Raw genomic sequence first — 21,255 nt, forward strand, 5'->3', positions numbered from 1 at the left:
GTAACGGGACGTCACGAAGATCTCCTTCTCAGACGGTGTCCGGTGCGCCGCATATGCGCCCAAGGTGGAAGGCAACACGGCGGCCGGGGTGGGCAATCGCGAGGGCCAGGAGGTGCGGACGAGTTGCCGCTCGGTCCGCGGGGCCCGGGGGAATTCAGGTGTGCCGGGGCAAGGGAGTATTTCCGTATGGGGGTGGTGGGAAGGCGTCGGCGGCGGTGCTCGCCGGGCGGTTCAAAAACAGTAGGCGCGAATTGGCGGTTGACCAAAAAACCGGTATGGGGGTGCCGGAATCCGGCACCTCCGGAGGCTACTTCTTGGTCGTCGACGCTTTCGCCTCTACAGTTTTATGACTCCCCTCGCCCTCCCCGGTCCGCGGCGCCGTGTGCTTCTCCACGCCCGCTTCACGCCCTGCGGGAATTCTCTGGAGCGACGGGTATCTCCCCCTTACCCCCTACCCGAATCGGGGTTTCTCTTTGCCCTTCTCCCTGCATCAGGGTGACGCGCTGAGTGTTCTGTCCGGCCTGCCGGACGACTGCGTCGACTCTGTGATCACCGATCCGCCGTACAACTCGGGCGGACGGACCGCGAAGGAACGCACGAGCCGGTCGGCGAAGCAGAAGTACACCTCCGCCGATGCCAAGCACACCCTGGCCGACTTCACCGGCGAGAACATGGACCAGCGCAGCTACGGGTTCTGGCTGACGCAGATCATGACCGAGGCGCACCGGCTGACCAAGACGGGCGGGACGGCGTTGCTGTTCACCGACTGGCGCCAGCTGCCGGTCACCACCGACGCGATCCAGGCGGCGGGCTGGCTGTGGCGCGGTGTGCTGGCCTGGCACAAGCCGCAGGCCCGGCCCCAAAAGGGCCGCTTCACCCAGAACTGCGAGTTCGTCGTCTGGGCCTCGAACGGGGCGATCGACGCCTCCCGCAATCCGGTCTACCTGCCCGGTCTCTACTCCGCCTCCCAGCCCTCCGGGGCGAAGCGGCAGCACATCACCCAGAAGCCGGTCCAGGTGATGCGCGAGCTGGTCAAGATCTCGCCGCCGGGCGGCACGGTCCTCGACTTCTGCGCCGGCTCCGGCTCCACCGGCGTCGCCGCTCTCCTGGAGGGCCGTGACTTCATCGGTGTGGAGAAGACCGAGCACTATGCCTCCGTCGCGGCCGACCGGCTCACCCAGACGGTCCGCCAGACCCTCACCCGGGACGACGTCGCCCTCGTCACCTGACCCGGGCCCCACGTCACCGAACGGTCAGCCGCCCGGCGGCGCCTTCGCTCTCACCCTTCACGGCTCTCAGGAGGTCGTTCCTTCTCGTGTCTGAATCTGTAGAACCCCCCACCGACGGGGAGATGGAACCGGTCCGCGTTCCGGATACCCAGCTGGAGGGCATCGAGGCCAGCGTGCGACGGCTGATGCAACAGTCGGCGCAGCAGGCCCAGCAACTCGACCACCTCTCCTCGGCCCCGCCATCTCCCGCAGGCCCCGGCGGAGCGCCGTTCGCGGCGTTCGGCATGCCCGCCTTCGCCGGCCCGCCCCCGCCCACGCCGCCGGAACCGCGCCCCATCCTGGAACTGGAAGGCGAGGAGTACGAGGACGAACTCGACGCGCTGTCCGACTGGGTCGATGATTTCCTGCTCCCCGTCTACGGCGCGGAGGTCACCACAGCGTCGCCGTGGTGCCTGCGCTGGCAGGAGCACGACGACGTCGTGGCCTGGCTGCATGCCCTGTGGCTGGCCTACCAGCAGCACCGGGACCCCGAAGCCGGGCTCTCCGGCCTGCTCGTGTGGCACCGGGACTTCCTCACCCACGCCGTCGCGGCGGTCCGCGCCCCCGGCGGCCCGCTGTCGGCCTGCATGACCTCTCCGGAGCGGCCCGCGCACCGGCTTCTGCCCGGCCCGCCGCCCTCGGTCCGCTCGGAGAAGACGGCGCCACCAGCATCCGGTACGCGTGAATCGTACGAGCTGGCCTCGTGAACCAGAGGCAGCCCTCCAGGCCGGCGTTCGGCCTGAGCTTCGATCCCCGTGCCCTGACCGACCTCCTCCAGGCCCCCGGTGACATCCGCGACCTGGCCCTCGCTCAGCTGCAGGAGGTGGTCAACGCCGAGCGCTTCGGCAGCCACCTCACCGGCGACCTGGAGGGCTACCGGAAGCTCGTGGTGGACGCCCGCAAGGAGTGGCGGGTCGTCTACCGTCTGCGCCCGTCTCCGGAGTCGGTGACCTACCGGCGGGAGGCACACGTGGTCGCCGTCCGCCCCCGGGCCAACAACGACGTCTACGACGAGGTCGGCCGCCGCCTGGGGATGCCCCGCCGGCCACTGAGCGCCCGCACACACGCGGCCCGCTCCCGGTCACCGCAGCTGGCTGCCGCACCTCCGGCACCACGGCCGGTTCCGCTGCCGTCCGCGATGCCCGGCCTGCCCCGCCCCGCAGCCACTCCCGCCCACCGTTTCGCCCGCTGACCCCGTGGGACCACGCGGCACTGCTCGCCACGGCCGGCCGTGCCGAGCTCCACGAACACCTCTTGTCCGGCAAGGCATCCGTAACCGCCTCCTCCGGCGCCCGCATCCCCTATCCCAAGATGCACAAGCTGGAACGCGCCGGCCTGATCGTCCGGGACACCAGCCCCCCTGCGCACGCCGGCCGCCCGTCTTCCTCAGCGAGGCCGGGCGAGCCGCCTTGCTCGACGCCCGCCGGACTCCCACGAGGCATGCGCCGAAAAGTTCGGCTCGCCCCGGCGCATCACCGTCCACTCCGGCGAAGCGGCGCCGAACTCCACCGAAAGGCTCTTGTTGTCCCCCACCGAACCGGCGTCGGCCCGCAAGCCCATCCCTCACGTCGACTTCGAGCTGGACGACCTCGACTCCGACGAGGAGCGACACCTCGACTTCTACCGCAAGGTCGCAGTCCACGAGGACATGCTCGTCCCCCTCGCCGAACACCACGACGGCCCGCACAGCTACTACGTGCTGTTCGACCGCACCGCCACCTGGGGACACCCCGGCATGGCCCAGGTGCTCGCCGTGCATCTGCAACGGGACAGCGAAAAGCAGACGTTCAGCTTCGAGCGGGCCCCGTTGCCGCTGCCCGCGATGGCTCAGTCCTGGCTCATCCACCGGGGCTGTTCACCCGACGCCATCAGTCTCGACCCGCAACTGGGCCCGCCCCCGGCGGACGAGGCCACGCAAGCATTGGAGCGCCGCCTCGTCGGCGACGGTGACCACTACGCCATGGGCCACTCCTACACCAGCGACGACCCGGACGACATGGTCATCGTCGTGGTTCTGCGTGCCCGAGACGAGCAAGCCCCCAGCCCCTTCCGCGTGGTGGTCGAGGAGGTCGATACCGAGAGGTGGACGCGAACCCTGCGCGAGGGCGGCTTCGACACGGCCGGTGAGGCCCTGCAGTGGTGCAACGACCGCCTCTCCGGCGAGGCCGACCCTCTGCCGCCGGTCCGCCTGGCAGCTACCGCCGGCCGCCCGGCCGGTGCCGCCAAGGCCCCTGCCCCGCGCCCGCCAGGCCGTTCGCGCTGAGCGCTCAGCCTCACGCGGGCGGCGCAACATATCCGACGATCGCCGGTTGGCCAAACCGGCGTTTCTCCGGACTCTTTTACCGGCCGCAGAAGTCGTCCTTCGACGGTCCTTTTCCGTAACAGCTTTCTGCCCGATGGAGGTTTCTTCCGTATGCGTTCACATCGATCCCTCCTTTCAGTAGCGATGCCCGCATCGCTCACCGTCCGCCATGCGCTGGTGTGCGGCAGCTGAGCCTGCCTCAGCAGCCCGGCAGCAGATCTGCCATGCCGGCGAACCCGTCCAGTCCCGAGAATGGAAACAGGAAAGAGAAGCCATTGTCCGACGACGGAATCGGCGCCGATGTGGTCGGCGTGCTCACCGAACACATCGAGGCCCGGTTCGGGATGAGCATGGATCAGCTGCAGGCGGCCGTGACCGCCGCACCGACCGCCAACCCCGCGGCCACGGACGTGGTCAAGTGGCACGGAATGCTCCTCGAAGCCCAGGCGGCCCTCGACCGCGCGGAGCACGATCTGCTCACCGTGCTGGACACCCCGCATCCTGACGCCGAAGGCCCGACACAAGACCTGGTCGAGCGTGTCGATGCGGCCGTGACCGCACGCGACGGGCGGGCCATGTACGTCCGATGGGCGCTGGACCCCCACGCTGCCGGCCAGCAGGACCTGGCCGCCGAACGGCGGGCCCACAACCGCGGAACGCGCCGGTACGGCCCGGCCGTACCGACCACCCCACCGCCCCGTCCCGCGACCACGGCACAGCCAGGACGGAGCGCGGTGCGGTGACCTCACCAACCAGGCCCAGCTCCGCGGACGGCCGGCTGACCGACGTCTTCGGCGCTCCCGTCGCCGACCTGTACGAGACGGCCACAGGCCCGGACGCTCCGGTCGCCCTGACCCGGGCGCTTCAGCTGCGCTCCTTCCTCGCCCTGGCCGAGGAACAGGTCGCCCGGGTTCGCGACCGCGTCCGCCAGGCCATGGACCCCGAGCGGGACATGAACGACCTGTCCGCGTCCGCGGACGATCTGCGGGAGGACGCGTACTGGCTGGAGGCTGCGCTGGATGCCCGCAACGGCTACCGCAGCGCACTCGACCATCTGCTGCGCAGCATGCCGCCCGTCGAACAGCCGCGGTCCATCCGTCTGTCACAGCCGACGGTGACCACCCTCTTGCCTGAGGCCGTCCCGGCACCCCAGCGTGCCGGGACGGCCCGGGCCCGCCGCACTTGAAAGCCCCTTGATTGCCCCACCCGACGTCCACCGACACCGCGCGCCAGATCGAGGACCTGTACGGCGCCCCGCTCGCCGACCTCGAAGCCCATGCCCGCGACCAGCCGCCCGGCATGCTCGCCGCGCTCCTCGCGATGCACCACGGCCTCCGCCACGCCGAACACAGCATCACCTATCACCGCGACCGCATCACCCAACTCATCCACCCGCAACGGCAGATCAGCGGGCACGAGGTGTCTCACCTCCTCGACTGCGCACGCCGCCTCGCCGAAGCCGTCGCCGTCCGCGACACCCAGGCCCACACCGCCGGGGCCGTGCTCCAGAGCCTGGGGCGCCTCACCCCGACCGAGCCGACACCCTCCGCGGTCCCCGCCCCGGCCGCCCCGGCACCCGCCTTCCCGGCCACAAGCGCTACGCCGAGTCGCTGAACCCATCCCAGCCTGACGCCACAGGAGTCTTTGCGTTGTCCCACACCGGTCTGCCGCCCGCCACCGACGCCGATCTCGCCCGCGTCTGCGAGGCCCTCGCGATGATCACACCGCGGTGGAACATGCGGGTCCTGCTCGCCCTGTCCGGCCCACCGGCCCGCTACACCGAGACCGCGCGGAAGGTCGCCTGGCTGAGCAACAGCAAGGTCCACCTCGTGCTGCGCAACCTGTGCGACGCGGGACTCGTCCAGCGCACCGAACACGATGCCCGGCACGTCACCTACGCCCACACCGACCGGGCCACCACACTGCTGCCGGTGCTTCCCGTGATCGCCACCTGGGCCGAGCAGTACCTGGAGCCGAAGCAGCCACTGCCCGCGATCGACCAGATCGAGGACAGCCTCACCCTGCTCACCCGGCGGCACGCCGCCCCGATCCTGTGGACGCTCAAGATCCGTGGGGAGACCAGCGGCCGGGCCCTGGCCCGCACGGTCATGCCCGACAGGAACTGGACCAACATCTATCCACCGCTGCGCCAGCTCGTCGCCGACGGACTGGTCGACACCGACGGCACCGGACACCCCTACCGCCTGTCCGTCTCGGGCGAAGGGCTCGGGCGGGTCTTCGGTGCCCTGTCCGCCTGGTCGGCGGGACAGCCGCTCACCCAGGCCGCCCGGCACCCCGTCTGGGGCCGGCAGACGACCGCCCAGGGTTCACGGGCCTGGGTCAGCCACCAGAACCGAACCCCAGCACCAGCCGCCCGCGCGGCTGTGGCGGTCGGCCCGCCCACCGACCGCACGGCGTGGAACAGCACCGACTTGTTCTCCCACGCCGTCCCGGCCCGCCCCATAGCCGCCCTGCCGACCGGAGGAATCCGCCGATGAACCCCGCCCACTCCCGCCACCAGCTCCAGCACATGGGAACGGCCTTGGCCTCGGCCGGCCTGATCCGCCTGATCAGCGAGATCGACGACCACGGCGCCATCCCATCCCGCGCCCTGGCCCGCACCCTGACCGCCCTGTCCACCGCACAGATCAGGCAGGCCGTCGAAAAGGCCGACGCGCTCAGCCTCCTCGACCGCTCCCACACGGGCCTGGGGCTCACCGAGGCCGGCCGCGACCTCGCCGACCTCTACGACACCGCGGCCCGCTGGGCACGCCACCACAACTACCCCCACGCGGTCAGCACCTTCGCCGAACGGATCCGCCGCGTCTTCGCCCTGCTCGCCGACCCAACCACGACCCAGCCGGGCCAGCAGGACGGCGAGGTGGACGCCAGCCTGCATCACATCCAGCAGTTGCTGACCGAGTGGGCCGACACCCACCACCAGCCCCAGCCGCAGCAGAGCGCGTACGGCATCGCCGCGTGAGACCACCAGCCGCCCCACGCCCACCGTCAGCCCTGGCAGGCACGCTCTACCTGCCCCGCGGGGCCGATGCCGCCGCGTCCGCGATGACGACCTACGGCGTTCCCTTGCTGGTCCTGGCCGCCACCGGCTCGGCGGCGTGGACCGGGCTGGCCTTCGCGTTGCAGTGGCTGCCACGGATCGGCGCGTTCACCGTCGCGGGGACGCTGACCGACCGCTTCGGCACGGCCCGCCTCTTCAGGGCGGCGACCCTGGCCCGGGCCGTGGTCACACTCCTCGCGGCCGGCGCCCTGGCCATGGGGGATGCCCGCAGTACCGTCGCGACGGTCACGGTCCTGCTGCTCGCCGCGTTCACCGGCGCGCTCACCGAGTGCAGTTACGTGGCGGCCGAGACCGCCGGCGGCGCGGCGAGCCGGGTCGCCGGTGTGCGGGCGCACCGTGTGCAGTCCACGCTGATCACCATCGACCAGACCGCCACCCTGGCCGGGCCCGCCGCAGCCGGCCTGCTCATCGAGCACGGTGGACCCGCCGCCATGCTCACCACCCTTGCGCTGTTCTCCCTCCTCGCCGCAGCCCTCGGCCCACGCCACGGCACCGCCCCGGTGGACCGGGACACCCGGCGGGGGCTGGGCGCTGGGTGGACGACGCTGCGCAGCCTGCCGGCGCTCGCCTGGCTCGTGGGCGGCCTGATCGTCTCCAACGGTGCCGTCGCCCTGCTGCAGGCCGCCGTGCCGGTCATCGTCGTCACCGACCTGGACCACTCCAGCGCGGACGCTGGACTCGTCTGGTCCGCCGCCGCGGTCACCTCCCTGCTCGCTGTCACGGCCTCCCGTTGGGCCATCGACCGCTGGGGACTGTGGCCGGCCGGCGCGACGGCCGCCACCGTGGCGGCCGGAGCGACGCTCGCCGTCGCCCACGCCGACACCTACCGCGGCTACTTCCTGCTCATCGCCGTCCTGATGGCCGGTGAAGGCGGCCTCGCCGTCGTCCTGCGCACGGTGCGCTCGCACGTGATTCCGGCCGACGTGTTCGGCAGCACCCTCGCCGTGACGATCCTGCTGCTCCTGCTGCCCTACCCCGCCGCCGGACTCCTCGTCGCAGCCCTCCCCACAGCCCATCTCGGGCACGCCATCACCACCGCTGCCCTCCTGCAAACCATCGGCCTGGCCATCGCGTTCGCCCGGCTGCGCCGGATGCCGGTCATGTCCGCCTGACCGCAGCCGGGGCGCACACAGCCACCGGCTCAGCGCCGACGCCACCAGGCCGGCCCATCCCCCTGTCCATATTGAGGAGTTCCTTCTTGTCCCGTCCTGTCGCTCTGGTCGTCGCCCCTCCCGACGAGGGATACCGCGGCTACTGCCTGCAGTCCATTGCCGCGGCCTATGACGTCGTCCTGGTCACCACCGAGGAACCCTCCTGGGAGGTGCCCTTCATCCGGGACTGCGTGGTGGTACCCGATCTGACCGACCAGGCCGCGCTGTCCGCCGCCGGCCGCACCCTGGCCGAGCGCTACGACCTGGCCGGGGTGGTCACCTGGAGCGAGTGGCACCTCGTCCAGGTCGCCCGTCTCGCCCGACAGCTCCACCTGCCCACCAGCGCGCCCGAGGTGATGCGGGCCTGCCGCAACAAGGCCGCCGCCCGCACGCTGTTCGCCCGCCACGGCGTGCCCTCGGCCGCATCGGTGAGCGTCCGCTCCCGCCAGGAGGCCGAAGCTGCCGCCGAACGGGTCGGGTATCCGGTGGTGCTCAAGCCGGCCGCGCACGCGGGCGCCATCGGGGTGCTCCGCGCCGACGACCGCGACCAGCTCACGGCGGCCTACCAGGCAGCCGAACGCACGGCCGGGCAGGACGCGGAGAACACGAGCGTGCTGGTCGAGGAGTACCTCGACGGGCCGGAGATCTCCGTCGAGTGCGTCACCCACCGCGGCAACACCACGGTGGTCGCGGTCAACCGGAAGACCCTCAGCCCGCCCCCGCACTTCGAGCAGCTCGCCCACAGGGTGGACGCCACCGACCCGCTCCTGGAGGCCGTCGCCCCGGCCGCCCGGGCGGCGCTCACCGCCCTCGGAATCACCGACGGCGTCAGCCACGTCGAGATGCGCATGGTCGACGGACGGCCCCGCCTCATCGAGGTCAACGCCCGCCTCGCCGGTGACATGATCGGTCACCTCGTGCGGCTGGCCACCGGCATCGACCTGGCCCGTGCCGCCGCCGACATCGCCTGCGACCGCATACCCGACCTCACGCCGACCAGGTCCTCGGCAGCTGCCATCCGGCTGCTCTACCCGATCACTTCGGGCACCCTCACCCATCTCAGCTATGACGGGGCCCGCCCGACGTGGCTGGAGCGGCTGCACTTCCAGTGCAGCCCCGGCGACCAGCTCCTCCTGCCCGCCGACGGAGGAAACCTGTACACGGGCAGGATCGGCTACCTGATCACCACCGGTAGCACCGGTGTACAGGCGCGCGCACGTGCCGACCAGGCCGCGGGTGACGTCACCGCGGTCGTCGGCCCGACCAGCATCGCGGCGTGAGCGGGGCGTTCGCGGCTGGGCCGGGCAGCCGGGCCCTCCTGACCGGGTACTTCCTCGGCCTCGGGATGATCATGGCGGTGTGGGGTGCCCGGATGCCCGCCGTGCAGGAGGCGGCCCACCTCGGCACCGGAGGGCTGGCCCTGGTCCTGCTGGCCGCCGCCGTCGGCATGGTCGCCGGGCTCCAGGTCGGAGGCCGCTGCGCCCGTCCGGCTCGGCTGCCGGCCCTGCTCACCGCCGGCTCCATCTCCCTGGCCGGATGCCTCGTCCTGCTGGGCCAGAGCGGGAGCCTGTCCACGTTGCTGACGGCGGCAGTCGCCTTCGGCCTCGCCCACGGTGTCCTTGACGTCGCCGCCAACACCGCGGCCGTCAACTGCCAGAACGCCATGGGCCGGCCCATCATGTCCGCCCTCCACGCCGCCTACTCCCTCGGCGCCCTGGCCGGCGCGGCCCTGGCCGCCACCACCGCCCACACCCCGCACAGCATCCTCTTCACCAGCACAGGAGTCCTTCTCGCCTGCGCCGCAGTCGCTGCTGTCCGGGCCACCCGCAGCCTGAGCGGCACCGACCACCACCCGACAGCACGCGACGGCACCGATCCCCACGAGGAGCGGCCGCTCCTCCCGTCGCCGGGACGGCTCTGGCTTCTGGCCGCGCTGGCGGCAGCGAGCCTGCTGGGGGAGGGGGCCGCCGCCGACTGGGCCGCCGTGCACCTCCACGCCCTCGGTGCCCCGACGGCCGCGAGTGCCCTCGCGTTCGCCCTGTACAGCGCGGCCATGGCCGCCGGACGGCTGGCCGGAGACCGGCTCACCGCAGCCTTCGGCGCGCCGACCGTCGTACGGGCCGGAGCGGTGCTCGCCGCGGCCGGACTGACCATCGGCGCCACCGGCACCAGCACCCCCCTGGCGCTGACCGGCTGGGCCTTGTTCGGACTCGGCCTGTCCACCACCGTCCCGTCGCTCATCACCGCGGCCGGAGCCGGCGGCGCCAGGGCCGTGGCCAGGGTCACCGCCACCGGCTACCTCGGCCTCCTCGCCGGCCCGGCCCTCATCGGTGCCCTGGCCAGCGCCACCACCCTGTCCACGGCCCTGCTGCTGCCCGCCGCCCTCGCAGCCGCCGTCGCCGTCCTCGCCCACCGCGCCCTGGAGAACACCACCCCGTGACCGCTTCGACACCCACCACCGCTCACCCGGGACTGGACGCCGCCATCCTCGACTACAACGGCGTCATCGGCCTGCAACCCACCACCGACCAGTGGCTCCGCCTGGCCCGCACCGCCCTGTGGCCCGAGAACGACCTCCCGGCCTTCCAGCACGCCTTCTGGAACGCCCGCCCCGCCTACGACGCCGGCCAGCTCAGCGATCTCGCCTACTGGGCCACAGTCCTCGGCCACCACCCCGGCGCCCGCCGGCTGCGTGAACTGCGCGAGGCGGACACCGACATGTGGACGTCCACCGACGACCGCGTCGTCGAAGTCCTGGAACACACCCACGCGTCCGGGCTACCGCTGGTGCTGTTGTCCAACGCACCCCGCCACCTCAGCAACGTCCTCGACCGCCATCCATGGCGCCGCCTGATGACCCACGCCCTCTACTCGGCCCGGCTCCAGGTCTGCAAACCCGACCCGGCCGCCTACCAGCACGCACTGAACGCCACCGGCGCCGCCGGCCCCGACCGCGTCCTCCTCGTGGACGACCGGGCCGACAACTGCCACGCCGCCCGCCGCCTGGGGCTGCGCACCCTGCACTACACCGGCCGCTCCACCGACCTCGCAGCCGCCCTGCACCCCGCGAACTGACCCGCCTTCCTCACCCCCTCCAGGAATCAGTGCCTCACCACGACCACGACACCATCGACGGCGACGTCTACGTCTCCCCGCGCCACCTCGCCTCCACCACCGGAACCGGCGACCCCGCCCTCGCCCCACTGCTCGACCTCGGCTGGGATTTGCGGCAGGACGAGGACTCCAACGTGTACGTGAGTGCTCCTGACCGGCGCGTACGCCTGGGCTACCTGCCCGAGGGCGACGACGACGGACTGTGGCGCATCAACGCCTACAAGGACTCCTTCGGACCGCCCGCGTGGGGCGTCTGCTTCAACGACCGCGTCCCCACCGAGTTCGTCCAGGCGTTCACCACGGTCCTGGCCACGGCATACGAGCAGGGACCGGATGCCTACCTTGCCCGGCCGGTCTACAGCATCGACGAGCACGATCCCTTCCTCGCGGTCGTCCCTCTGTTGAAACAGGGCTGGGAGATCGACCGTCCACGCTGGGGCGTCCTCGCGGTCCAGGCCCCGGACGGGCACGCCGGGATGGAGTTCACCACCGGCGACCTCGATCCGGAAACCGAACTGACCACGCGCGAGGCCCGCTGGCAGCTGTGGGCGGGCACGTCCATCGACCGGCCCATCTGGTACGCCACGGCCAGCACCGACACCCCCATCGCCCTGCTCACCGCCGTCACCGAGTGCGTCGCCGATCCGGCACCCCTGCCCCGGTGGCGCCAGGCGACCTCCAGCTACATCAAGGGGATGGCCCAGCTCACGCCGATCCTCCCGCCCGGCCCGGCCGCTCCTACTCCGCTCGACGTGCAGCGGGCCGTCTCCTCCCGCCGCCCGCCTGCGCTGCCCGCGGCCAGCGTCCCGCGCTGGAGCACCATCAGCCGACCAGCCCTGCCCGGCCCGCGCCGATAACACGCCCGACCGGAGATCCTCCTTGCCCCTGCAAGCCCCAGAGTTCTTCGCCGAACTCCGCCTCCCCTTCCACGACCACGCCGTCGTGGGCAACACCTACCTCGCCGCGCCGACTGCCGGCACGCACCTTCGGCTCCGCATCGACTTCACCCGCACTATCTACGCGGACACGTACGGCGGTCTACGCCTCGCGGTCGTCCCCCCGGAACGGGGCGCAATCGATGCGGTCACCCTCAGCTTCCTGGACCACGACACCTTCCACCGCCGCGACGTGACCAGCAACAGGGCCCTGAACGACTCCATGCACGGCACCTTCAACAAGTACCACCGTCCCGGTCAACCACCCTGGGAGGGAGCTGAGTTCACCGGGCTCCGCGACGCCATCGAGCAGTACACCACTGTCTGGTTCCCCGGGGCATGGGCGGCGTCTGCGCCGGACCGGGCCCCCACAGCAGCACGCACACGGCGCCCGCCCCGCCGGCCGCGCGCGGCGGCGCCCGCACTCGCTGAGCCGCGCCCCTTCCCCAGCAGTCCGCCCTTCCTCCGCAGGAGCCCCGCCCGTGCTCACCCACCCCCTTGAGAGCCTCGACCCGGCCCAGAGCGTGCAGGCTCTGCCGCGCCACCTCGCCGGCCCCGGCTCCGTCGACCCCCGCACCGTGTGGGCCTTCCCCATCGAGGAGGGCTGGACATTCGCCCAGACCGAAGCAGGCACGGCCACCGCATTCAGCCCGTGCCTCCGCCTGCAGACCACCTTCGACCCCCAGCCCGACAAGCCCGGCAAGGGCACATGGACGGTCAACGCCCACCGGGCCCCGTTCACCCCGCCCTTCTGGCGGATCACCTTCGACGCCACCACTCCCGCAGAAATCCTGCACGACGTCCACAGCGAGCTGCTCGACCTCTATCTCCAGGACGGGGACAGCGCCCAGAAGCGACTGTTCCAGGACGGGACACCGCCTTACGAGGCGTACGCGCTGCTGCTCACCCGCGGCTGGAGCCACGGCGTCAAGACCGACGGCACCCAGACCTTCCTCACCCCGGAGGGACTCGGCGGTGTACGCCACCGCTATGCCACCGGCGCTTCCAGCGAGCCGTCCTGGCGGGCGTGGGGCGGGTACCCCAGTGAACCGCACTGGACGGCGCGCTTCTCGTTCGGCACGCCCACCACGCTCGTCGCTGCCTTCACCGCCTCGCTCATCTCCACCGAACCACTGCGGCGCACCGTCCAGGACGTCCCCACCCAGACCCGCCGTGCCCTCTACGTCGCCACTGCGACAGGCAGGCAACCGCACAGCAACCCCTCCGTCGCTCCGCTACCTCCCGCCCCGGCCTCCGGCCACACCCGATGACCTTCCGTGTCCCCTGCCCCAAGGAGCCCCTTTCCTCGTGCCCGCACGATTCGTCCGATCCGCTACTGCCGTCGCCGTCGCGGCGGCCGGCACCCTGACCTGGGCGCCGACCGCCAGCGCCGAGCCCTCCGAACCGACCCCCTCGGCCTCCGCCGCTCCAGCGCAGACCCCGGCCCCGGACGCCGGCACCATCGAGATCACCACGAAGGACCAGGCCGGAGACGCCCTGCCCGGCGTCGCATTCCTGCTGCTCGACTCCACCGGTCAGGAAGCCGGACGAGGCCAGAGCGACGCCCAGGGGAAGCTGACCTTCCCCGACCTCGCGCCGGGCATCTACCGGCTCAAGGAGACGGCTTCGGGCAGCCGACTTCACGAGGTCGTCCCCGACCAGGACGTCATCGTCACCCCGGGCGCGACCACACAGCTGTCCATCGTCGACCCGTTCAAAGCCGCCAGCGTCCTCGTGCGGGCCAAGGACGACAAGACCGGCAAGCTGCTGGCCGGATCCACGGTCAACATCGGCAGCGGCAACAAGACCCTCCTGACGCTCACCACCGGCTCCGACGGCACGGCCAGCGGCAAGCTCCCCGTCAACACATCAACAGGCAGTGTCTTTTGGGTCAAGCAGATCAAGGCCCCCGCCGGCTACCACATCTACGAGCCCTCGAAGGAGTTCAAGGCCAAGCCGGGCGACCCCGTGACCGTGACCGTCACCCACGCCAGGACCGCCACCACCCCGCCGCCCAAGGAAAAGCCGTCAGGCAAGCCCGCTGAGAAGCCGACCGCCAAGCCCACCCCGAACCAGCACGGCGCGGATGAGGATGTGCCGACTGCGCCCGTCTCGGGGACCCCGACAGCCGACGAGACCGCCCCGAGTACCGCGGTCCCTGCCACTGCGGGCTCGCTTGCACATACCGGCGCTGACGCCACCCCGTGGCTGATCGGCGGCGCCGCAGCCCTGACCGCCGCAGGAGCAGGTGCCCTCGTACTGTCCCGCCGCCGACGCACGGACAACGCCAGCGACGATGGCTCCACCGAGAGTTGACCCATCCGCCCTAGAGGTTGTCCCGTAACCAATGGTGCGGCTGGTGCGTTGGTCGGGCATGGGTGGGGTGATCTCAGCAGATGATCCGAAGTGGATCGAGCCGTTTGCGGGTCTGACCGAGGTGCAGTTCGGGAGGACCCGGACTCCTTCACCTGCTTCCCGGCCGCCGACCGATACCGCACCTTGTACGCGTGCGGGCACTTCGACCACCGCGACCGCGGATGCTCACACTCCTTGAAAAACGAACCCATCCCACGAACCAAGCCAGTGGCACTCACGGTTGCTGACCCCTCCAGGACCGATGACGACAGTTTGCTCACCGTCGTCGATCCGGAACACCGCTGACCTGCGCAAATGTGTGCAGGATTCGCTATGTTCTGGAACTGGATCGGGCGCTCCCAGGAGGAGATCGTGCAGGCCCGGCGGGACTGGATGGAAGGGACACGGTTCGGAGAGGTCAAGGGATACGACGGCGCCCCGCTGCCTGCCCCTGTGCTGCCTCCGGTGCCGCTGAAGCCGCGAGGAAGGGTTCGTTGACCTGCGGGAATGACTGACGGGCCGGTGACGGCCGGTAGGGACCAGCCGTCCTGTGTCGACCTTCACAGGCTCTTCGCGGGCGCTGGACGGCTGGGTGTGCTGCAAGCCCGATGCGTTGCGCCGTGCCCGTCGAGGGTGTGTTCAGCTGTGGGTGACTGTGGCAGGACAATTGCTAACCCTTTGCCTCGGTCTACCTTCTGGGCTCCTACAGCGAGCGCCTCGCACACATCGGGCGGACTTTCGTCTTCGACACGCAGACCGCGGTCACGGCGGCCAACGGATACCGGACCGCTCAAGCAGCCGTTCATGAGCCGCACGGCGACGGCGCGCAAAGATCCGAGAAGCCGCCAACGCAATGAGCAGGGCCGCGACCATACCGGCCGCGACACGCAGCCCTGTCGCATGCAGCTCGCCGTTCACCAGCAGAAAGAGCAGGAACAGCACCGGAATACCGATGAGCCACGGGCGCATACGCTGCCGCCCCAGCGCACCGTAGTAATCGATGGCGATCCGGGCATGCAGCAGCTTCACCTCGCTCTGTGCCTTCGGCAGCGTCAGTACGGGCACAGGCCATGCACGCATACCTGGCAGCCGACCGTCTTCGGGGGCGTCGGGATACCGCTCTCTCGTACGAGTGGCGCGCTCGCGCGCGTCCGGCAGGCGTCGGAAGACGAAGAACGGTGTGCCGGAATCCTGCAGTTCCGGATCCAGGCCGGTGTAGCGGTAGCCGTACTGCTCGGCGATGTACGCGAACTGCGCGAACTTCCACAGCGACGGCCACGGGACCTCTGTCGTGAAGGACACTTCGGCTTCACCAGAGGCGCTCGGTGCGTGCGGGGACCCGCCAGGCCGACCACCCTCTCCGGTCTCGTCCAGGAACTTCCTGAGGTGTCGTCGAAGGCCCACTTCTCTCCTTCTGCCTCACGCGCCTTCTGAAGCTCGTCGTACAGTTTCTGGTCGAATTTCGTGAATTCTTCAGCGACCTTGTTGGCGAACTTCGACACGCCCTTGGTGAGTTTGGTGGGCTGCCCCGTAATCCCAAGAGTCCGCGAAGTCGTCACAAGCGGATTCCAGGCCCTTGTGGCCTACTCCGTCGTGTCGGCGTCTTTCCCCCGGGTCGTCGTGTCGAAGCACCTCATGCCATTGCGTCGTACAGTAGCGCTCGCCCGACCGGGGGCGTGTGCCAGATGCTGCAGGAATTTCTGTAGTCCGAGGGTGCGCCAACGCTTGTCGCCACCGGCGGTGGCCCCCGGAACCGACGAGCGGTTTCTCTTCGTGCGGCGTCCCAGCGACCTGCGAAGTGCAGGACCGCCCGCTCGGCGAGGACGACATCTGCCGTGCTGGGGGGGGTGGGTCCGGTTCTCACGGGACCGGAGAAGGCAATCGGGCCCCACCTCGGCTGCAGCGAAGCCGGAGGAGGTCGAGCGTGGTGTCACGCTGACCGCGAGGAGACGGCCGCCGGTCGGGCTGGAGACGATGGCCGACGCGGGACCGGTGTCGGGATCGGGCTTCGCCGAAGTCGTGGCGTCGAGCATTGCGATGCAGGCGTGGTGAGAGTGGTGAACGGGCCCGTGCTCACCCAGGCGCAGGGTGAGCACGGGCCCGTTCCTGAGGAGCCGGGCCGTGTGAGTGGTCAGACGGTGGTCTTCACCGGCTCCTGGTCGTCGTCGCCGTTGTCGATCTTCTCTCCCGCGTTCCGGGCACGGACGAATTCCAGGAAGCTCCCGAGTTCGCGCTTGACGACGGGGGCGAGGAGGTAGAGGCCGATGATGTTGGTGACGGCGAGGGTGAAGAGGAAGGCGTCGGCCATGTCGATCAGGGTCTGCAGGGTGAGCAGTGAACCGGCGACGGCGAAGACGGTGTAGACGACCTTGTAGGTCACTTCGCTGGCCCGGCTGCGGCCGAAGAGGTACGTCCAGGCCCTCGCTGGCGGGGTGCTTGGTCTTGACCGCGGAGTGGGCGATCGGGGCGGAGCCGAGGCCGGCCTCGTTGGGGAAGGCGGCCCGCTTGGAGCCGATGATCAGTGCGCCGAGGACGCCGCCGGCGACGCCTTCGGGGTTGAACGCGCCCTCGACGATGGAGGCGACGGCGTCGGGGACGGCGGTGACGTTGGCAAGGATCACGATCAGGCACGCGACGATGTAGATGCCGGCCATGGCGGGCACGAGCCTGCTGGTGACGTTGGCGATGGAGCGGATGCCGCCGAGGAGCACGATGCCGACGAGGGCGGCGATCAGGATGCCGAAGAACAGGGCGCCGGCGGAGGAGCCGAGCACGCCGTCCTCGCCGCCGGTGACCGAGACCAGCTGGGCGTAGGACTGGTTGACCTGGAAGAGGTTGCCGCCGAAGAGACCGAAGAACAGGATGAGGAAGGAGGCGAGGACCGCGAGGACCTTGCCGAGGGTCTTGCCGTTCTTGCCGAAGCGCTCGGCCAGTCCCTCGGGGAGGTAGTGCACTGCCCCCGCTGTTTCGACATGTATCGAGATTGACCCGACGCGGGTCGCCCGCGCAACGCGGCGCGAAGTGACGCTCGTCACACCCTGGCAGGCTGTGGCGTGAGGTTGACATTCATCGAAGCAAGGGTGAGGGTGGAAGTCTGATTCGTTGTTTATCTATATAGGCGGTTGTGATGTGCTCGCTCCCGCGTCGCCCTCCGAGCCGCCGCGACAGGAGCCGATTCCGATGAGTGACTCCGCCGACCCCGACCCCGACCCCGACGCCGAGCAGGCCGGCTCTTGCTGTGCCGCGATCGCAGAATTTCGGCGGCGGGCCGCGCAGCGCAGCGAACAGCACAAGCAGGCGGACACCGCCGAGGATCTCGCGGCTGCCTCGTCCGATCCCACGCGAGATGCCTGACTGCCGCCCTCCCTTCGTGAAAGGACACCGCACAGTGGTTGACCTCAGCTCCGACCGCCTACCAGTCGCCGTGATCGGCGCCGGCCCCGTCGGGCTGGCCGCCGCCGCGCACCTGGCCGAACGCGGCGTCCCCTTCGTCGTCGTAGAAGCCGGAGACGCCGCTGCGACGGCTGTGCAGGCCTGGTCCCACATCCAGCTCTTCAGTCCTTGGGAGTTCAACACCGATCCCGCTGCCCGTCGGCTGCTCGCGGCGGCAGGCTGGGAGGAGCCCGACGCTTCCGCCCTGCCCACGGGCGGGGATCTCGTCAAGCAGTACCTCCAGCCGCTGGCCGAACTTCCCGCGCTGGCTTCCCATATCCGCTACGGCGCCGAGGTCACCGCCATCAGCAGGCTGGGCATTGACCGTCTGCGCACCGCCGGCCGGGACGCGGCCCCGTTCGTCCTGCGCCTGGCCGACGGTGAGGAAGTGCCGGCCCGCGCCGTCATCGACGCCTCGGGCACCTGGCGTCAGCCGAACCACGTCGGCGCCAATGGCCTGCCCGCCCACGGTGAGCAGGACGCCGCCGCCTGGATCAACCACGGCCTGCCCGACGTCTTCGGAGCGGACCGCGACCAGCACGCCGGCCGTCATACCGTCGTGGTCGGCGCGGGCCACTCGGCAGCCAACACTCTGCTCGCCCTGGCCGAGCTGGCCGACACCGCACCGGGCACCACCATCACCTGGGCCATCCGCGGCGCCGACCCGGCCGCCTCCTTCGGTGGTGGCGGCGACGACGAACTCCCCGCGCGCGGCGCCATCGGCTCCGGCCTGAAGATGCTCGTGGAAACCGGCCGCGTGACTCTTGCCGCCAACTTCCGCACCCACGCCGTCCGCCGCCTGGGCGACGACCCCTCGCGCGACCAGGTCGAGCTCGTCTCTCGTGGCCTGGACGGCACCGAGCAGACGCTCACCGCCGACCGCATCGTCGCGGCCACCGGTTTCCGGCCCGACTACGGCATCGTCGACGAGCTGCGCCTGGAACTCGACCCGATCATGTCCGCGCCCCGTGCGCTCGCGCCGCTCATCGACCCCAACCAGCACTCCTGCGGCACCGTCACCCCGCACGGCTACCGCGAACTGGCCCACCCCGAACCTGGCTACTACGCCGTGGGCATGAAGAGCTACGGCCGGGCCCCGACCTTCCTCATGCTCACCGGATACGAGCAGGTCCGCTCCATCGCCGCCGCTCTCGCCGGCGACATGGAAGCCGCCCAGTCGGTCGAACTGCAGCTGCCCGAGACCGGGGTGTGCTCGGTGACCGCCGGAGGAGAGGCACTCGCTCTGCGTCTGGGGCTGACCAAGGACCAGCACGAGCAGCTCCTTCACGTCACCGCCAAGAACCTGGGCACCTCGGCCACCGCTTCGGACGCCGTTCTGTCCGCCGCGACAGAGCTCGGCATCGACCACACCGCCGCCCTGCAACTGGCCGCCTACGCCGCCGACAAGTTCGACGCACCCGGCGCCTCCGGCTGCTGAACCGCAGCGGCGGCTCGCCCCTCCCTGCTCGGGGGAGGGGCGTGTGGTCGACGGGGAGGTCAGGTGGTGCGGTGCACTTTGTGTTGCGCCGCCTGGGCCCTGGGCCGGACCACCAGTAGGTCTATGTTCACGTGGGGCGGCCGGGTCACTGCCCATGTCGCCACGTCGGCGACATCGTCGGCGACAAGCGGGTCCGGCACGCCCGCGTAGACGGCGTCTGCCTTGTTCAGGTCACCGCGGTAGCGATTCAGGGAGAACTCCTCGGTGTGGACCATCCCGGGCGCGATCTCGATCACCCGCAGCTCCTCCCCGCACACCTCCAGACGCAAGGTCTCGGCCAGCACGTGGGCGTCGTGTTTGGCGGCGCTGTAGCCACCTGCCGTATATCGGCGGTACGCATCTTTGTCATGCCCCCAGCGCTGATTAGATGCTCATCGAACCAATCGATCTTGGCAGGAGGTGAAACGAGTGTCAACATAGATGCATGTCGAAGCTAGCGCAGATGGCGGCCACTGCCTCCGTCCCACCGTGCTGCCCGTCCCTCACGGACCGGGAGCTCACCGACGAGGAGGCCGAGGTCACCGCCGCCATGTTCAAGGCGCTCGGTGATCCGGTGCGGCTACGGCTGTTCTCCAAGGTCGCTTCCCATCCTGACGGAGAGGCCTGTGTGTGCGACATCGCCGATGTCGGCGTTTCCCAGCCCACGGTCAGCCATCATCTGAAGAAGCTCCGCGAAGCCGGCCTGCTGCTGTCCGAGCGGCGCGGCACCTGGGTCTACTACCGTCTCGCTCCGTCTGTGCTGGCTGCCCTGTCCGGATTTCTTACCGCCCGCGACTGAGCAGCGTCCCGGCGTGTCTGCCGCGCCTGGTCGGTGGGGCTGGCATCTGCCGCACCGTGTGGTTTCTGCGTACCGCGCATGCCCGGACCGCAGGGCCCCTCGTACGGCCGGCGGTCCGTCGACAGGGTCTCCACGTCGATGACGATCGACGCCCCGGCCTCCCTGCTGAGGTAGCCCCCGGAGTCGAGGCGCAAATACCCCGCGAGGAGCTCGGTGCGCGGGTCGTGACCGATGGCGATGAACAGTCCTGTCCCGACCGGCGAGCCGTTCTTCTCGTGGAGCGCGGCGACCTCGCTGTCGAAGGCGAAGGCGATCTTGTCGTCGGAGAAGGGGCGGTTCTGCATGACCGGGGAGGTGCGCAGGGTAGAGCGCCGGCGCACGACGGTCCCCGACTCGGCGAATCGAGTGAGGAAAGTGGCCTCCTCCATAGCGGTGTCGCCGCCGCCGACGACCACGATGTCGCGGTCCCGGAAGGGAAAACCGTCACAGGTCGCGCACCAGGAGACACCGCCCGGACAGCTCGTCCTCCTTGGGCAGGCCGAGCTTGCGGTAGCCGGAGCCCGCGGCGACGATCACCGTCTTCGCGCGGTGGACGGTGTCAACCGTGTCGGTGACGGTCATGATGTCGCCGGTCAGGTCGACGGCGACGATGTCGTCGTCGATCATCTCGGCACCGAACCTCTCGGCCCGAGCCCGCATGCTCTCCCTGAGCTCGGGGCCCTGGACACCGTCGGGGAAGCCGGGGAAGTTCTCCACCTCGGTTGTGGTGTCAGCGAACCGCCGACGAAGATCGCACCACCGAGGACGAGAGGGTTCAGGTCGGCTCGGGCGGTGTAGAGCGCGGCGGTGTAGCCCGCCGGGTCCGAGCCGATGACGATGACGTCGCGTACGTCAGCGGCGGTCATGACTGCGGCTCCGGTGCTATCTCCTTGATCAGCCCCTCGACCAGCCCCTTGATCTCGTCGCGGACAGGACGGACGGCATCCACGCCCTGGCCGGCCGGGTCCTCCAGTTGCCAGTCCAGGTACCGCTTGCCGGGAAAGACCGGGCAGGTGTCACCACAGCCCATGGTGATGCAGACGTCGGACTCCTTGACCGCCTCCACGGTCAGTATCTTGGTCACCTCGGCGGAAATGTCGATGCCGACCTCACGCATGGCCGCGACGGCGGCCGGGTTGACATTGTCGCCCGGGTCGGAACCGGCGGACCGGACCTCGACGCGGTCCCCGGCCAGGTGGGTCAGCCACGCGGCGGCCATCTGCGAGCGGCCGGCGTTGTGGACACAGACGAACAGCACGGACGGCTTGTCGGACATCAGGAGGTCTCTCTTGTCTCGCGAC

22 protein-coding genes and 5 pseudogenes are annotated in these 21,255 nt (G+C 70.4%); 22 read left to right on the plus strand and 5 right to left on the minus strand.

Features of this window, described 5'->3' with window-relative positions; translation table 11 throughout:
• Positions 1 to 473 precede the first annotated feature (473 nt).
• From ABS735_RS14215 to ABS735_RS14305, 19 genes and pseudogenes are all read left to right on the plus strand, one after another.
• Positions 474 to 1,229: a DNA-methyltransferase gene (locus ABS735_RS14215; RefSeq protein WP_016325388.1), complete on the plus strand. Its 756-nt coding sequence runs from the start codon at positions 474 to 476 to the stop codon at positions 1,227 to 1,229.
• Positions 1,230 to 1,414: 185 nt separating this feature from the next.
• The gene (locus ABS735_RS14220; protein ID WP_042799837.1) at positions 1,415 to 1,975 is read left to right on the plus strand and encodes a DUF4913 domain-containing protein; all 561 of its coding nucleotides are present in this window, start codon (positions 1,415 to 1,417) and stop codon (positions 1,973 to 1,975) included.
• Positions 1,972 to 2,460, plus strand: a complete 489-nt coding sequence (locus tag ABS735_RS14225) for a hypothetical protein (RefSeq protein WP_016325386.1) — start codon at positions 1,972 to 1,974, stop codon at positions 2,458 to 2,460. The genes ABS735_RS14220 and ABS735_RS14225 overlap by 4 nt, the downstream gene beginning before the upstream one ends.
• Before the next feature lie 327 nt (positions 2,461 to 2,787).
• Positions 2,788 to 3,531 carry a hypothetical protein gene (locus ABS735_RS14230; protein WP_016325385.1) on the plus strand — a complete coding sequence of 248 codons (744 nt, stop codon included), beginning with the start codon at positions 2,788 to 2,790 and terminating at the stop codon, positions 3,529 to 3,531.
• A gap of 314 nt (positions 3,532 to 3,845) precedes the next feature.
• Positions 3,846 to 4,313: a hypothetical protein gene (locus tag ABS735_RS14235; RefSeq protein WP_042799371.1), complete on the plus strand. Its 468-nt coding sequence runs from the start codon at positions 3,846 to 3,848 to the stop codon at positions 4,311 to 4,313.
• On the plus strand, positions 4,310 to 4,756 hold the full coding sequence (locus ABS735_RS14240; protein ID WP_016325383.1) for a hypothetical protein: 447 nt from the start codon (positions 4,310 to 4,312) through the stop codon (positions 4,754 to 4,756). Before ABS735_RS14235 ends, ABS735_RS14240 begins: the two co-directional genes overlap by 4 nt.
• Before the next feature lie 11 nt (positions 4,757 to 4,767).
• The gene (locus ABS735_RS14245; protein WP_042799370.1) at positions 4,768 to 5,184 is read left to right on the plus strand and encodes a hypothetical protein; all 417 of its coding nucleotides are present in this window, start codon (positions 4,768 to 4,770) and stop codon (positions 5,182 to 5,184) included.
• Positions 5,185 to 5,219: 35 nt separating this feature from the next.
• Positions 5,220 to 6,068 (plus strand): winged helix-turn-helix transcriptional regulator, encoded by an 849-nt coding sequence (locus ABS735_RS14250; protein ID WP_042799369.1) that lies wholly within the window; start codon positions 5,220 to 5,222, stop codon positions 6,066 to 6,068.
• Positions 6,065 to 6,553 carry a hypothetical protein gene (locus ABS735_RS14255; RefSeq protein WP_016325380.1) on the plus strand — a complete coding sequence of 163 codons (489 nt, stop codon included), beginning with the start codon at positions 6,065 to 6,067 and terminating at the stop codon, positions 6,551 to 6,553. The genes ABS735_RS14250 and ABS735_RS14255 overlap by 4 nt, the downstream gene beginning before the upstream one ends.
• A complete protein-coding gene (locus ABS735_RS14260; RefSeq protein WP_016325379.1) occupies positions 6,550 to 7,764 on the plus strand; it encodes an MFS transporter in 1,215 nt (404 codons plus the stop codon). The genes ABS735_RS14255 and ABS735_RS14260 overlap by 4 nt, the downstream gene beginning before the upstream one ends.
• Positions 7,765 to 7,850: 86 nt before the next feature.
• Positions 7,851 to 9,083, plus strand: a complete 1,233-nt coding sequence (locus ABS735_RS14265) for an ATP-grasp domain-containing protein (protein WP_016325378.1) — start codon at positions 7,851 to 7,853, stop codon at positions 9,081 to 9,083.
• The gene (locus ABS735_RS14270) at positions 9,080 to 10,243 is read left to right on the plus strand and encodes an MFS transporter (protein ID WP_016325377.1); all 1,164 of its coding nucleotides are present in this window, start codon (positions 9,080 to 9,082) and stop codon (positions 10,241 to 10,243) included. Before ABS735_RS14265 ends, ABS735_RS14270 begins: the two co-directional genes overlap by 4 nt.
• Positions 10,240 to 10,878: an HAD family hydrolase gene (locus ABS735_RS14275; protein ID WP_016325376.1), complete on the plus strand. Its 639-nt coding sequence runs from the start codon at positions 10,240 to 10,242 to the stop codon at positions 10,876 to 10,878. Before ABS735_RS14270 ends, ABS735_RS14275 begins: the two co-directional genes overlap by 4 nt.
• Before the next feature lie 29 nt (positions 10,879 to 10,907).
• Complete coding sequence (locus ABS735_RS14280; RefSeq protein WP_016325375.1) at positions 10,908 to 11,774, plus strand: SPDY domain-containing protein; 867 nt, start codon at positions 10,908 to 10,910, stop codon at positions 11,772 to 11,774.
• Positions 11,775 to 11,796: 22 nt separating this feature from the next.
• On the plus strand, positions 11,797 to 12,354 hold the full coding sequence (locus ABS735_RS14285; RefSeq protein ID WP_016325374.1) for a hypothetical protein: 558 nt from the start codon (positions 11,797 to 11,799) through the stop codon (positions 12,352 to 12,354).
• A complete protein-coding gene (locus ABS735_RS14290; protein ID WP_016325373.1) occupies positions 12,335 to 13,123 on the plus strand; it encodes an SPDY domain-containing protein in 789 nt (262 codons plus the stop codon). The genes ABS735_RS14285 and ABS735_RS14290 overlap by 20 nt, the downstream gene beginning before the upstream one ends.
• A gap of 37 nt (positions 13,124 to 13,160) precedes the next feature.
• Positions 13,161 to 14,168: a SpaA isopeptide-forming pilin-related protein gene (locus tag ABS735_RS14295; RefSeq protein WP_016325372.1), complete on the plus strand. Its 1,008-nt coding sequence runs from the start codon at positions 13,161 to 13,163 to the stop codon at positions 14,166 to 14,168.
• A 58-nt stretch (positions 14,169 to 14,226) separates the two neighbouring features.
• A pseudogene (locus ABS735_RS14300) lies at positions 14,227 to 14,304 on the plus strand (IS5/IS1182 family transposase); the annotation flags it as partial.
• A 236-nt stretch (positions 14,305 to 14,540) separates the two neighbouring features.
• Positions 14,541 to 14,705, plus strand: a pseudogene (locus ABS735_RS14305) (pirin family protein); the annotation flags it as partial.
• Between the two features lie 264 nt (positions 14,706 to 14,969).
• Here the strand turns inward: ABS735_RS14305 and ABS735_RS14310 are convergent.
• Positions 14,970 to 15,509, minus strand: coding sequence for a hypothetical protein (locus ABS735_RS14310; RefSeq protein WP_373905799.1), 540 nt, complete (start codon positions 15,507 to 15,509; stop codon positions 14,970 to 14,972).
• Positions 15,510 to 16,338: 829 nt separating this feature from the next.
• Positions 16,339 to 17,173 (minus strand): annotated as a pseudogene (locus ABS735_RS14315) (alanine:cation symporter family protein); the annotation flags it as partial.
• Between the two features lie 214 nt (positions 17,174 to 17,387).
• Between ABS735_RS14315 and ABS735_RS14320 the strand changes: the two are divergent.
• Together ABS735_RS14320 and ABS735_RS14325 are read left to right on the plus strand one after the other, a co-directional pair.
• A complete protein-coding gene (locus ABS735_RS14320; protein ID WP_373905798.1) occupies positions 17,388 to 17,561 on the plus strand; it encodes a hypothetical protein in 174 nt (57 codons plus the stop codon).
• Positions 17,562 to 17,595: 34 nt separating this feature from the next.
• Positions 17,596 to 19,077, plus strand: coding sequence for an NAD(P)-binding domain-containing protein (locus tag ABS735_RS14325; protein ID WP_373905797.1), 1,482 nt, complete (start codon positions 17,596 to 17,598; stop codon positions 19,075 to 19,077).
• Between the two features lie 59 nt (positions 19,078 to 19,136).
• On the opposite strand, the pseudogene ABS735_RS14330 reads toward ABS735_RS14325, so the two are convergent.
• Positions 19,137 to 19,454, minus strand: a pseudogene (locus ABS735_RS14330) (Rossmann-fold NAD(P)-binding domain-containing protein); the annotation flags it as partial.
• 107 nt (positions 19,455 to 19,561) lie between these two features.
• Between ABS735_RS14330 and ABS735_RS14335 the strand changes: the two are divergent.
• Positions 19,562 to 19,915 (plus strand): ArsR/SmtB family transcription factor, encoded by a 354-nt coding sequence (locus ABS735_RS14335; RefSeq protein WP_373905796.1) that lies wholly within the window; start codon positions 19,562 to 19,564, stop codon positions 19,913 to 19,915.
• 155 nt (positions 19,916 to 20,070) lie between these two features.
• Here ABS735_RS14335 and ABS735_RS14340 read toward each other — a convergent pair.
• Positions 20,071 to 20,820, minus strand: a pseudogene (locus tag ABS735_RS14340) (NAD(P)/FAD-dependent oxidoreductase); the annotation flags it as partial.
• Complete coding sequence (locus ABS735_RS14345) at positions 20,817 to 21,230, minus strand: arsenate reductase ArsC (protein WP_373905795.1); 414 nt, start codon at positions 21,228 to 21,230, stop codon at positions 20,817 to 20,819. The gene ABS735_RS14345 and the pseudogene ABS735_RS14340, both read right to left, overlap by 4 nt.
• Positions 21,231 to 21,255 lie beyond the last annotated feature (25 nt).

The sequence above is a fragment of the Streptomyces sp. MMCC 100 genome, from assembly GCF_041538145.2.
Classification (GTDB): Bacteria; Actinomycetota; Actinomycetes; order Streptomycetales; family Streptomycetaceae; genus Streptomyces.